Source organism: Pseudarthrobacter sulfonivorans, assembly GCF_014712225.1.
GTDB classification, from domain to species: Bacteria; Actinomycetota; Actinomycetes; order Actinomycetales; family Micrococcaceae; genus Arthrobacter; species Arthrobacter sulfonivorans.
Window position 1 is genome coordinate 219,283 of the sequence record NZ_JACXBW010000005.1, and the last position, 12,410, is coordinate 231,692.

Below are 12,410 nucleotides of genomic sequence, written 5' to 3' on the forward strand. Positions count from 1 at the left end.
TGTTACTCCTCGCCGGTCTGGGCCTGCCCTTCCACCAGCTCGCGGACAGCGTCGATAAAGGCGTTGCCGCGGTGAGCATAGGAAGAGAACTGATCCATGGAAGCAGCTGCCGGTGCCATCAGTACGGTGTCACCTGATACGGCCAGCTGCGCCGCTGACGCAACGGCCCGGGACATCACGGCCTCCCCTGAAACCGGAGAGTCGCCCGCGATGGCTCCGCCCGTTACGGCAGTCTGCATGTTTTCAGTGTCGCCCGCCTCAGTGGTGATCACGGGGACATCCGGCGCGTGTCGCTGCAGGGCCTCGGCCAGCGGAGCGGTGTCGGCGCCGATGAGCACCACTGCCTTGAGCCGTGCCGCCTGGTCCCGGACCAGGTCGTCATAGCTGACACCCTTGGACAGTCCACCGGCGATCCAGATGACGTTTTCAAAGGCAGCCAGCGATGCTGCTGCGGCGTGGGGGTTGGTGGCCTTGGAGTCATTCACCCAGAGAACACCGTTCTGGCGGGCGACTGTCTGGATGCGGTGGTTGCCCGGCACGTAATCCTGGATGCCCCGGCGCACAGCCTGCGCGTCCACTCCATATGCGCGGACCAGGGCGGCCGCCGCGAGGGCGTTGGCCACCATGTGGCGGGGGGCAAACTGCCCCAGGTCCGCCATCGAGGCCAGCTCGGCGGCACTGTCCTTGCGCTGCTCAATGAAGGCGCGGTCCACCAGGAGGCCTTCCACCACGCCAAGCATGCTGATGGCCGGCGTGAGGGTGGTGAAGCCGACGGCCCGGCAGCCCTCAACAACGTCGGCGTCCTCCACCATCCGTTCGGTTTCGATCTGTTCGGCGTTGAAGATGCAGGCCTTTTGGGTCCGCGCATAGACCTTTGCCTTATCGGCGAGGTACGAGTTGTAGGAGCCGTGCCAGTCAACGTGGTCTTCGGCCACGTTGAGGCACACACTGGCGACGGGCGACAGGGACCCGGCCCAGTGCAGCTGGAAGCTGGACAGTTCAACCGCGAACACGTCGTACTCAACGGGGTCGCGGAGGGCATCCAGGATGGGTGTGCCCACGTTGCCCACGGCGATCGCTTTCAGTCCCGCGGCCTGCAGCATCGACGCCGTCAGCCCAACCGTGGTGGTCTTGCCGTTGGTGCCGGTGATGGTCAGCCAGTCAGCGGTCTTGTGCCCTTCCCGGACGCGCAGCCGCCAGGCGAGTTCGACGTCGCCCCACACCGGGATGTGCGCGCGCGCAGCGGCGGCGAGGAGCGCCTGGTCGGGACGCCAGCCCGGCGAGGTGACGATGAGGTCGGGGAAGCTGCCATCCACCTTCGGGACCCTGCTGACGGCCTCTTCGCCGAGGAACACGTCCACGGCGCCGACAATCTTCAGGGTGTCGGCCTGAGCCCTGGCTGTGTCCGTGGTGGCGGCGTCGACCACCACCACGCGGGCCCCGAGTTCGATGAGGGTGTCTGCGGCGGCAAACCCCGACACCCCGATCCCGGTGACCACAACGCGCAGGCCCGCCCAGTCGGAGTCCCAGGTGACAAGGCTCTGGAGGCGTGGAGAAACAGTCACAGGAGCACAACCCATTCAGCGTAGAAGACACCCAGGCCCACGGCTACGAACAGCCCGCCCAGGATCCAGAAGCGGACAACTACTGTCACTTCGGCCCAGCCTTTGAGCTCGAAGTGGTGTTGCAGCGGCGCCATCTTGAAGACGCGTTTACCGCCGGTGATCTTGAAATAGCCCACCTGGATGATCACTGAGAGGGTAATCAGGACGAACAGGCCGCCCACGATGCCCAGGAGGAGTTCAGTGCGGGACAGGATGGCGAAGCCGGCAATGGCACCGCCGATGGCAAGGGACCCGGTGTCGCCCATGAAGATCTTGGCGGGCGAGGTGTTCCACCACAGGAAGCCCACCAGGGCTGCACTCAGGATGGCCGCCAGGAGCGCCAGGTCCAGCGGGTCCCGGACCGTATAGCAGCCACTGCCGGCCTGGCGTGGTGATCCGCAGGCCTGGTTGTTCTGCCAGATTCCCATGAGGGTGTAGGCGCCGAAGACCATGACGGAGGCTCCGGCAGCGAGCCCGTCCAGGCCGTCCGTGAGGTTCACGCCGTTGGTTGCTGCCGTGACGATCAGGTTGGACCAAAGGACAAACAGAATGGCGCCGACAACTGTCCCGCCGAAGGCCAGGTCCAGCCAGGGAATGTCGCGGACCAGGGAGATTTTCGTCGACGCCGGCGTGAGGCCGTCGGGGTCGGGAAAGTTCAGGGCGAGGACGGCGAAGGCGATGCCTACCGCCGCCTGGAGGATGAGTTTGGCCTTCGCATCCAGGCCCAGGCTGCGCTGGCGCGAGATCTTGATGAAGTCGTCGAGGAAGCCCACCAGGCCCATGCCGACCATGAGGAACAGCAGGATCAGGGCCGAGGCTGATGGGCCGGCGGACGCCGGGTTCATCAACCACATGATCAGGTGGGTCAGCCCGTAGCTGAGCAGGACTGCTCCCACCACCACGGTTCCGCCCATGGTGGGCGTGCCGCGTTTGGTGTGGTGCGATGTGGGTCCGTCATCGCGGATGAACTGTCCGTAGCTTTTGCGGACGAGCAGGCGGATAAACAGGGGGGTTCCCACCAGGGCGAACAGCAGGGCAAGTCCCGCGCCGATCAATAGTGCGATCACAGCAGCTCGCTCCTTTCTTCGGCAGGTTCCGTGGTTTGTGGTGGTAAGGCTATCCGATCGCCCAGGTGCCGAAGCCCCACGCTGTTGGAGGACTTGAAGAGCACCAGGTCACCGGGTTCGAGTTCGGCGTCGAGGAGCGAATGGGCGTCCTCGATTGTCTCAGCGAACACGCATTCGTCACCCCAGGAGCCTTCCTGGACGGCGGAAACGTACAGGGCCCGCGCCTCGCGGCCGACAACCACCAGCCGCGAAATGTTCAGGCGCACCACTTGGGTTCCCACGGCGGTGTGTTCGCGGATGGAATCCGGGCCCAGCTCAAGCATGGCTCCCAGCACGGCCCAGGTGCGGCGTCCGCGGCCCAGGTCGGCCAAGGTGCGCAGGGCGGCGCGCATGGACTCGGGGTTCGCGTTGTAGGCGTCATTGATGACCGTGACGCCGTCCGCGCGTTCGGTGCGTTCCATCCGCCAGCGGCTGGCCGCCGTCTGGGTGCTGAGGGAAGCTGCGATGTCTGTGCCCGGCACACCTGCTGCATGCGCTGCCGCTGCTGCCGCCAGGAGGTTTCCCGTGTGATGGGCACCAATCAGTCCGCTGCTCACGTGGAGGCCGGCTTCACTGCCGGGCAGGAGAAGGTCGAATTCCGGGTTCCCGAAGGCGTTCGTGTCCGGGTCAACAGCCCGCACGGCCGCTTCGGGGCGGTTCTCGGCGGAGAAGCCCAGCACGGCGGCGACGGTGCGGGGCCGCATGCCCGCGACCCGGTCGTCGTCGAGGTTAAGGATGGCGGTGCCGGTGGGCGCGAGTGCCTCGACGAGTTCGCCCTTGGCAAGCACGATGTTTTCGACGCCGCCGAATTCCCCCGCGTGGGCTGTGCCGACGCCCAGGACTACGCCGATGTCGGGCTTGACCATGTCGGCGAGGTAGCGGATGTGCCCGATGCCCGTGGCACCCATTTCGATGACCAGGTACCGGGTCCCGGTGTCGGCCCGGAAGACGGTGAGTGGCACGCCGACCTCGCCGTTGTAGGAGCCTTGAGGCGCGACGGTGTTGCCCTGCTTTGTGAGGATCCCGGCCAGGAGGTCCTTCGTGGTGGTCTTTCCTGCTGAGCCCGTGATACCGACGACGGTGAGGGTTTCGCCGGCCGAAGCACGGGCCGCACGGATGCGGCGGACGGCTTCGGCGGCCAGCGCGCCCATGGCCAACACCGCGTCCTGGACCAGGACTGCGGGATAGTTCACGCCGTCGGGCCCTGTGACGGGCCGCTCCGCGAGAACCAGCACGGCACCTTGGCTGAAGGCGGCTGCGACGAAGTCGTGCCCGTCCGCGTGCTCGCCGGGTTTCGCGACGTAGAGCGTCCCGGGCGTGGCATCGCGCGAATCGGTGACCACCGAACTCGGGGTGATCCCCGGATCGGCGTCCAGGCGGCCGTTTGTGATTTCGGCGATTTCCGCCGCAGTAAGTGCAATCATCTCGGTCTAGGACTCTATCCGGTCGTCTTGGAGAACGGTGAATCCCCTGGCTGTCAAGGCGTTCCGGAGTTCCACCCGGTCATCGAGGGCAAGGTTGACACCTTTGACCTCTTGCCAGACCTCGTGTCCGCGGCCGGCCACGAGGATGGTGTCCTGACGTCGGGCCAGCTCAACGGCACGTTTGATGGCGGCGTCACGGGGATGGATTTCCTCGATGACGCACTCAAGGGCTCCCTGTTCCTGGGCGGTCCGGGCACCCGCGAGCACGTCCGCGCGGATGGCTGCTGCGTCCTCGTCATGGGGGTCGTCATCGGTGACGATCACCACGTCGGCGAGCTGGGCCGCGATGGCTCCCATGGCCGGTCGCTTGCCCTGGTCCCGCTGTCCGGTTGCACCGAAAACGACAATGACCCGGGAACCGGGAAGCGGCGACCGGACAGCCTCAAGGGCACGGGCCAGTGCGTCGGTGTTGTGGGCAAAATCCACGACGGCGGCCGGCTCCTCCGAGACGAGTTGCATGCGGCCTGGTACCGCCACGGTAAAGGGGTCATGGTGTGCCAGGGCGGCCTGGACGGCGGCGGCGTCCACTCCCCCGGCCAGGACCATCACGGTGGCCAGCGCCGCGTTGGCGACGTTGAATGCCCCGGGCAGGCCGGTGTGGACCTGCAGCCGGGCGCCGTCCGGCCCGCTGAGGGTGAACCCGGTACCCAACCCGCGCGCCGCGGTCGCGGTGACGGTCCAGTCCGCCGAACCGCTCTCCGGCATGGCCGCGACTGTGGTGACCGGGATCCGGGCCGCAGCAGCAAGCTTGCGGCCCCATTCGTCGTCGACCATCACTACGGCTGCCCGGGCGCGGCGGGGCGTGAACAGCTCGGCCTTGGTGGCAAAGTACTCGTCCATGGTGCCGTGCAGGTCCAGGTGGTCCTGGGTCAGGTTCGTGAACCCGGCGACGTCGAAAACCACTCCGTCGACGCGCTGGTAGGAGACGGCGTGGGAGGACACTTCCATGGAAGCTGCGTCCAGGCCCCGCTCCCGCATGAGAGCCAGCAGGCCGTGCACATCCGTTGACTCGGGCGTGGTCAGAAGGCTGGGAATGGGGTCTCCACCGGCGAGGATTTCGATGGTTCCGATCAGGCCGGTCCGTCGCCCCAGGGCACGCAGGAGGGCATTGATGAAGTACGTAGTGGTGGTCTTGCCGTTTGTACCGGTTACCCCGAACAGGTGCGGAGGGTGGCCGGCGGCGGGCTGGCTCTGGTAGATCATGGCGGACAGCGGACCCACCACGTTGCGCGGACCGTCCACCACGAGTACAGGGACCGCAGCCTCCGCCGCCAACGCAAGCAGGCGCGCCCCGGCGTCGTCCGTAAGGACCGCCACTGCTCCCCTCCCGACGGCCTGGGTGACAAAGTCAGCTCCGTGGCGGGAAGCGCCCGGCAGGGCCACGTACAGATCCCCGGATTCGACGGTGCGTGAGTTGAGCGAGATCCCCGTGACACCCACGGCGGCCGAGACACCCGGAACCTGCACGCCGATGGCTTCCCCGATGCTGGCCAGGCGGACCGCGGCAACGGCTGTCGGCCTGAACCGGGCAGCTGCGGGTTCCTCCGCAGGCGCGGTATGACTGCCGGGTGCGTACTGCTCTGACAAGGGAATCTCCGATGGTGCTAGTGGATCATGCCCGCGCGAAAAAGCCCCGCGGGCGGTGTAGGTGCTGCTGCCTGACGTTACTTGGCGTACTGCGGCAGCCGGGCCGGTTCGCCCGTGGAGGGCTGTACGTTGTAGGTGCGCAGTGCCTGGCTCATGACCGACCGGAAGACCGGACCATTGGTGATGCCGTAGATGCTGCCCTTGGGACGCTGCAGGACCACCTCCACAATAAACCGCGGATCGTCCATCGGCGCCATCCCCACCATGGAGGCCGTGTAGCCGCAGTAGCCGGACTTGCCGTCGTCGCACGGGGACTCGGACGTTCCGGTCTTGGCTCCCACGCGGTAACCGTCGATGGCTGCGTCCTTGATCTGGCCTTCGGTGACCGCACTTTCCAGGATGTCCTGTACCTGCTGCGCGGTGCTGTCAGACACCACCTGCCGTGGCGGCTGCGGGGCCACCTTTTCCTCGGTGCCGTCCGCTGAAACGTAGGAGTCGATCAGGCGGGGCTGGAGCATTACGCCGTTGTTGGCGATGGTCTGGAAGGCGCGGACCGTCTGCAGCGTGGACTGGGAGACGCCCTGGCCGAACAGCACCGTGTACTGCTGGCGGCTGTCCCACTGGTCCGCTGGCGCAAGGATGCCGGACGCCGTGGCAGGCAGTCCGATGTCCGGCGCCTCGCCGATGCCGAACTTCCGCAGCCAGTCGTAGCGTTGCTCCTTGCTGAGCCGGGAGCCGGCCGCAACGGTTCCGGTGTTCATGGAGTAACCCAGAATGCCGGCGAGCGTGCGTTCCTCGGTGCCGTGGGTAAAGGCGTCCGTGAAGGTCTGCCCGTCGATCGTGTACGAGGGCGGCAGCGTGAAGGTGTCCAGCGGGCTGGATTTTCCTTCGTCGATGAGCGCCGATGCCGTGATCATCTTTTGCACCGAGCCCGGCTCGTAGGCTGCTGTCACCGATCGGACGCCCCTGTCCTTGGCCGCCACCCTGCCGGGGTCGTTCGGGTCAGGGGAGTTGGTGTCCGCCATGGCCACGATGTTGCCCGTCTTGGTATCCATGACCACGATGCTGCCCCACTCCGCACCAAGTTTGTCGCTCTGGCTTTGGATGGCCTGCTGGGCGAAGTATTGAAGATCCGAGTTGAGGGTGAGCTTGACGTCCTTGCCGTCCTGCGGGGGTGTCAGTTCATCCACGCCGACGGGGATCCTGAGGCCGTCGGCCCCGATTTCGAAGAGCCGTTTGCCGTCTTCTCCGCGCAGCAGCCCGTCCTGGGTCTGCTCAATACCGGCCTGGCCGGTGTTGCCGTCCTGGAGGAAACCGATGATCCCGCCGGCAACGGATCCGTTCGGGTAGACCCGCTTACTGACGCCCACTGTGTCTACTCCGGGGATGCTCAGTTTCGAGACCCTGAGCTCGACGTCCGGCTTGAGGTCCTTCGCCACGATGTAGTACCGCTGTTCGCCGGTGACAGCTTCGCGGATGGCATCCTGGCTCATGCCTAAGACCAAGGCCAGTTCCTTCAGGCCCTGCTCCCGGCTGACGTCCACCAGCTTGTCCTTGCCATCAACTTTTTCGAAGCGTTTAAAGCTCTCGGTTTTTGTATTGACGGTCTGGTCCACCACCACGTTGTACCGGATGACGCTGTTGGCCAGGACTGTGCCGTTGGAGTCCAGGATGCTGCCGCGCTCGGCCGGAAGGGTAGTTTCGCGCATGCGGTAGTCAAGGGCAGCCGCAGCCATCCCGCCGACGTCCAGGCCCTGGACCATAAAAAGCTTGCCGCCGACGACCAACAGCAGTGTCAGCATGATGCCCAGGCCGAGGCGCAATCGCTTGGTAGCGTTTGGCACTTTGACGCCTCTTGCGTTGCCGGTCCTCTGCGCCACCGTAATCCCTTGCTGCTCGCCTTGTTGCCTGCTGTGGAGCCGGGCTGGGCGCCTGGCCGTTCTGCGTGACCGCTTGCTTTTCAGCGGCCGTCAGTTACTGCCCCGGCACCTTTTGTTCCGGCGCCGGGACGGAACCGCCGTGGAGCTCGACGGCGGGAGCCGGGGGTGCCGGTACCGCTACCGGTGCTGCGGCGGGCGCGTCAGCCGGAGCCGGCACCGCCGCTGCCGGCGCAGGACCTTCGCTGGCCGGCTTGCGGCTCGCTGACGGCTCGGAGGCTGTTACCGGCGGAACCACTGTCAGCACCCCGGCGATGGCTGGAGCCGGGATAACGGCTCCAGCAGCGCCGCCCTTCACGGCCGGTGTTGCCTTGCCCGTGACGGTGAGGGTGGAAAGGTCGATCTGGCCTTTAACAGTGGAAGCCACCATTCCCAACTCTGCCGCCTTGGCAGCAAGGTTCTGGGGAGCTTCGAAGTTCTGGAGCTGCTGTGTCAGATCCTGGTTCTCTTTCGTGAGGGTGCTCTGCTTGCTCCTCAGTTCCACCAGCTGGTACTGGGAGGTGGACACCGAAATATTGAGGACCAGCACCGCCACCAGGGCCACGGCGAGCAGGGCGAAACACATCACGACAAACGGGGCCCGGCGCTTCTTCGGTGCTGAGCGCACCACGGACAACGGTGTGCGTTCCTTCCGGCCCGGACCGGCAGGCAGGGCCTTGATAGCGGGCGCGCTGCTGCCGGAGAGGACCGGAAACTTCTTGACGGCGGCGGTGCTCATGCTTCTCTCCTGGCTCTGATGCGTTCCACTGCGCGCAACCTGGCGGAGGCTGCGCGGGGGTTTTCGGCGATTTCGACGGCGGTGGGTACCTCGGTGCCCTTGGTCAGGGTTTTCAGGGCTGCCTTGTGTTCTTCCAGTTCCACCGGGAATCCAAGCGGTGCTGAGGATTTGGAGCCGGCCTGGAAAACCGACTTGACGATCTTGTCCTCGAGGGAGTGGTACGACATCACCACGATGCGTCCGCCCAGTGCTGTGGCTTTCACGGCCGCGGGAACCGCGCGTTCCAGCACGTCCAGTTCCTCGTTGACTTCGATCCGGAGAGCCTGGAAAGTCCGCTTGGCCGGGTGGCCGCCGGATTTGGCGGCGGCGGCGGGAACCACCGAACGGATCTGTTCCACCAGCTCCCCGGTTGTGGTGATCGGTTTGACGGCCCTTGCTGCGACGATCCTGTTGGCGATCCGGCCGGCGAATTTCTCCTCGCCCCATTTCCGGATGATCCGAACGAGGTCCTCTTCGCTGTAGTTGTTGACCACGTCCGCCGCTGTCTGACCGCGGCTGGTGTCCATCCGCATGTCCAGCGGCGCGTCAAAGGAGTAGGCGAAACCACGTTCGCGCTCGTCCAGCTGAAGGGACGAGACCCCCAGGTCCATGAGGATGCCGTGGACCTCCTTAACCCCCAGGTCCTCGAGAACCTCGGCAATTTCGTCGTACACAGCGTGCACAAGGTCCGTGCGGTCAGCGAAACGGGCCAGCCGCTCCCCTGCCAATGCCAGCGCCTCTTCGTCGCGGTCGATCCCAATCAGGTGAAGGTCCGGGAAGCGCTCCAGCATGGCTTCGGAATGGCCGCCCATGCCGAGCGTCGCATCTATGGCGATAGGTGTTTCGCCCCGGAGGCGCGCCGCCTCGAAACCTGGTGCCAACAAATTGATGCACCGGTCCTTGAGGACCGGCACATGGCGTTCGGACGTCGGCTTCGGGTGGTCATTCATGCCTTCGTCCTTTCATTCGGCGGGTATCCGGGGTGCTTCTTGAGCCAGATCCCCATCCGCGCCTATCGGCCCGACCGCCTGGCTCCGGGGAAGTGAGCCAGGTGGACTGACAGATGGGCGGCTGGAGATCTCGTTCAAGAAGCGGGTCTTCGGTGCCGTTCAGGTGATTACAGAATCCCCGGAATGGCGTCGTCGGTTTCAGAGAAGGCGGTTTCCTTCTCTGCCAGGTACTCGTTCCAGGCCTGGGCGTCCCAGATCTCGGCGCGGGTTCCTGCGCCGATGACAGCCAGTTCCCTGCCGAGGCCTGCGTACTCCCGGAGCGCCGCCGGAATGGTCACGCGCCCCTGCTTGTCAGGTACCTCGTCCGAGGCTCCAGAGAGAAAGACACGAATGTAGTCCCGAGCCTGCTTGGAGGAGATGGGCGCCTCCCGCATTTGCTCGTGAACCCTCGCAAATTCCTGCTCACTGAAGACGTAGATACAACGCTCCTGGCCCCTTGTGAGAACCAGCCCGGCGGCAAGTTCCTCGCGGAACTTTGCGGGGAGGATAATTCGGCCCTTTTCGTCCAGTCGTGGCGAGTGCGTGCCCAGAAACACTGGCCCACCGCCCGTCTGCCGTCAGGAACTGCACATCCCCTAATGTTGCAACTACCCTCTTATGTCCTCCACATTACTCCACTTTCCCCCACAGTCAATGCAAAATGGCCCTCAGCGACCCCCTTTGGGTGATCTTTTCCGCCACATGGCGCGGAAGCGCGTGGTGGGTGAGAGTGGAGGGCCGGGGGAGTCAAGTGGGCCTCCCCGGACCGGAGGGCCCGACGGCGGTGCGCACGCGCCGTCGTGCGCTCCCCTCCGGAGTCCCCGGCCGCCGTCGCTCATTTCCCAACTGTGCCGCTGCCGCCACCACGAATTCCCAACTAGGTAGCAGTAGGTGTCGTTTTGAGCGCCCAAAACGACACTTACTGCTACCTACTTGGGGCTGCTAGGCGGTTAAACGCAGAAGACCCGCCGGGGCGGGTCTTCTGCAGCGGTCCCACTCAGCAACGGGAGCCAGGGGGAGAAAAGTGGAGGGGTGGGAAGTGGAGTGAAAAGGACGGCAATCAGCGCGGCGGGCAATTCAACACAAAGAACCGTGCAATCAGCGCAGGCCGGGCCTTAGGAGTCGTCGCGGCGACGCTCGTCCCAGCGCTCCTCAAGGCTGGACATGAAGGTACTCCGGGGCTTTCCGGACTTCCCCGGACCGGAAGCGGAGCCACCCTTGGCGCCGGACGCATTGCGCATGGTGGCGAAGTAGACACCACCGCCCATAACGACGAAGCCGAGGACGCCAACAATGATCATCTGGGTGGTGACGCCGACCAGTAGCAAAGCGATGCCCGCCAAAGCGCAAAGGACACCGATGACAAGGTGCCGGGTGGACCAGGTACGTCCAGGATCCGATCCCATGGAATTCGCGAACTTCGGATCGTCCTCGTGCAGCTGCTTCTCCAGCTGCTCGAGCAGCTTCTGTTCGTGCTCCGAGAGCGGCATCACGACCTCCTTATGTAGGCCAACGTCCGGGCTGATCCCATCCCGTACTCCTGCCCCAATAACGACCCGCATGCCCGGGAGGTTCCCGCCCCGCCAACAGTGGCGGATTGCGAACACCGGCATGTGGGTGATTGGAACGGCAGTACGTCCAAGAAGTCCGGCAGTAACTGAAAACTATGTACATATAAGGATAGTTTGTCGGAGCCTGTTCTGAAAGACGGCCAACGCCCTCCTGGCCCGCCATGAACCGGAACTGAAATGCTTCTTAGCGCCCGCTGCCGGGATCCAGCAGACTGGCCGGTAGGACGGATTTGTTTCCGAACTTCCGGCTGACCTGGTCCAGTACCTGTTCTGCCGCGCGCCAGTTGTCATCCCTGCGGTCAAAGCTCAACTGAAGGGACGTTTGGGCGGCCTCTTCCAGCTGCTCCGCCCGGATGCCGACCAGCCGGACGGTCATGGGACGCGGCCCCAGGGTTTCCAGGAGCTGGAGCGCCACCCCGTGGATCAACTGCGCGCTGTCCACCGGCGTGTGTACTGTGCGGCTCCGGGTAATGGTGGAGAAATCCGCATAGCGGAGCTTCAACGCCACGGTCCGGGCCACCGTTCCCGAACTTCGCAACCGGCCGGCAGTGCGATGGGCCAGCCTCAACAACTCGCGGCTGATGATGGCATCGTCGCCGGTGTCCACCGCGAAGGTCTCCTCTGCACCGATGCTCTTTTCCAGCCGCACAGGGGTCACCGGACGCGGGTCGATCCCCCACGACAGCCGGTAGACGTGCTCACCGGTGGCACCGAGCACCTTCTTCAGGGAATTCACAGGGGTGGCGGCCACATCCGCCACGGTCCGGATGCCCATCCGGGCCAGCACGTCCGCGGTCTTGGCACCGATTCCCCACAGGGCCCCCACGGGCAGGCTGTGCAGGTAGGGTACCGTCTCGTCCGGCCCGATGAGCAGCAGCCCGTCCGGCTTGCAGCGCGTGGAGGCGATCTTTGCCACGAATTTGCTGGCCGCGATTCCAACGGACGCGGTGATGCCCAACTCGGCAGCAACCCGGCGGCGGATCAATTCACCAATTTCGCGCGGGGGACCCAGCCGCCGGATGGCCCCTCCCACATCAAGGAACGCTTCATCAACGCTGAGAGGCTCCACGAGGTCCGTGATGGACTCGAAGATTTCCATCAGCTGCGCGGAGACCTCGTAGTACAGCTTGTGGCGCGGCTCAATAATGACGGCCTGGGGGCACATCCGCGCGGCGACCACCATGGGCATGGCGGACTTCACGCCGAAGGCCCGGGCTTCATACGAGGCTGACAGGACCACTGACCGGTCTGCCGGGAACCCCACGATCACTGGCTTTCCACGGAGTTCCGGACGGGTGCGCAGCTCCACGGAGACGAAAAATGCGTCCATGTCCACGTGCATGATGCAGTTGCGCCGGAGCTCGCGAAGACCCGC

General features: G+C 65.2%; 10 protein-coding genes. All 10 read right to left on the minus strand.

Annotated features, from left to right (window positions below):
* Positions 1 to 2: 2 nt before the first annotated feature.
* The 10 genes from murD to dinB all read right to left on the minus strand — a co-directional run bounded on the left by murD (position 3) and on the right by dinB (position 12,377).
* On the minus strand, positions 3 to 1,580 hold the full coding sequence (gene murD / locus IAQ70_RS08830; RefSeq protein WP_190988933.1) for a UDP-N-acetylmuramoyl-L-alanine--D-glutamate ligase: 1,578 nt from the start codon (positions 1,578 to 1,580) through the stop codon (positions 3 to 5).
* Positions 1,562 to 2,671 (minus strand): phospho-N-acetylmuramoyl-pentapeptide-transferase, encoded by a 1,110-nt coding sequence (gene mraY, locus IAQ70_RS08835; RefSeq protein WP_190988934.1) that lies wholly within the window; start codon positions 2,669 to 2,671, stop codon positions 1,562 to 1,564. Before mraY ends, murD begins: the two co-directional genes overlap by 19 nt.
* Positions 2,668 to 4,134 carry a UDP-N-acetylmuramoyl-tripeptide--D-alanyl-D-alanine ligase gene (locus IAQ70_RS08840; protein ID WP_190988935.1) on the minus strand — a complete coding sequence of 489 codons (1,467 nt, stop codon included), beginning with the start codon at positions 4,132 to 4,134 and terminating at the stop codon, positions 2,668 to 2,670. Before IAQ70_RS08840 ends, mraY begins: the two co-directional genes overlap by 4 nt.
* Before the next feature lie 6 nt (positions 4,135 to 4,140).
* Entirely contained in the window at positions 4,141 to 5,781 is a 1,641-nt protein-coding gene (locus IAQ70_RS08845) for a UDP-N-acetylmuramoyl-L-alanyl-D-glutamate--2,6-diaminopimelate ligase (RefSeq protein WP_190988936.1), read from the minus strand.
* Positions 5,782 to 5,858: 77 nt separating this feature from the next.
* On the minus strand, positions 5,859 to 7,661 hold the full coding sequence (locus IAQ70_RS08850) for a peptidoglycan D,D-transpeptidase FtsI family protein (RefSeq protein ID WP_190988937.1): 1,803 nt from the start codon (positions 7,659 to 7,661) through the stop codon (positions 5,859 to 5,861).
* Positions 7,662 to 7,755: 94 nt separating this feature from the next.
* Positions 7,756 to 8,436, minus strand: a complete 681-nt coding sequence (locus IAQ70_RS08855; RefSeq protein ID WP_190988938.1) for a hypothetical protein — start codon at positions 8,434 to 8,436, stop codon at positions 7,756 to 7,758.
* On the minus strand, positions 8,433 to 9,425 hold the full coding sequence (gene rsmH / locus IAQ70_RS08860; RefSeq protein WP_190988939.1) for a 16S rRNA (cytosine(1402)-N(4))-methyltransferase RsmH: 993 nt from the start codon (positions 9,423 to 9,425) through the stop codon (positions 8,433 to 8,435). Before rsmH ends, IAQ70_RS08855 begins: the two co-directional genes overlap by 4 nt.
* Positions 9,426 to 9,592: 167 nt before the next feature.
* On the minus strand, positions 9,593 to 10,021 hold the full coding sequence (gene mraZ, locus IAQ70_RS08865) for a division/cell wall cluster transcriptional repressor MraZ (protein ID WP_190988940.1): 429 nt from the start codon (positions 10,019 to 10,021) through the stop codon (positions 9,593 to 9,595).
* A gap of 558 nt (positions 10,022 to 10,579) precedes the next feature.
* Positions 10,580 to 10,954, minus strand: a complete 375-nt coding sequence (locus tag IAQ70_RS08870; RefSeq protein ID WP_190988941.1) for a DUF3040 domain-containing protein — start codon at positions 10,952 to 10,954, stop codon at positions 10,580 to 10,582.
* Positions 10,955 to 11,219: 265 nt separating this feature from the next.
* The gene (dinB, locus tag IAQ70_RS08875) at positions 11,220 to 12,377 is read right to left on the minus strand and encodes a DNA polymerase IV (protein ID WP_190988997.1); all 1,158 of its coding nucleotides are present in this window, start codon (positions 12,375 to 12,377) and stop codon (positions 11,220 to 11,222) included.
* Between the last annotated feature and the right edge of the window lie 33 nt (positions 12,378 to 12,410).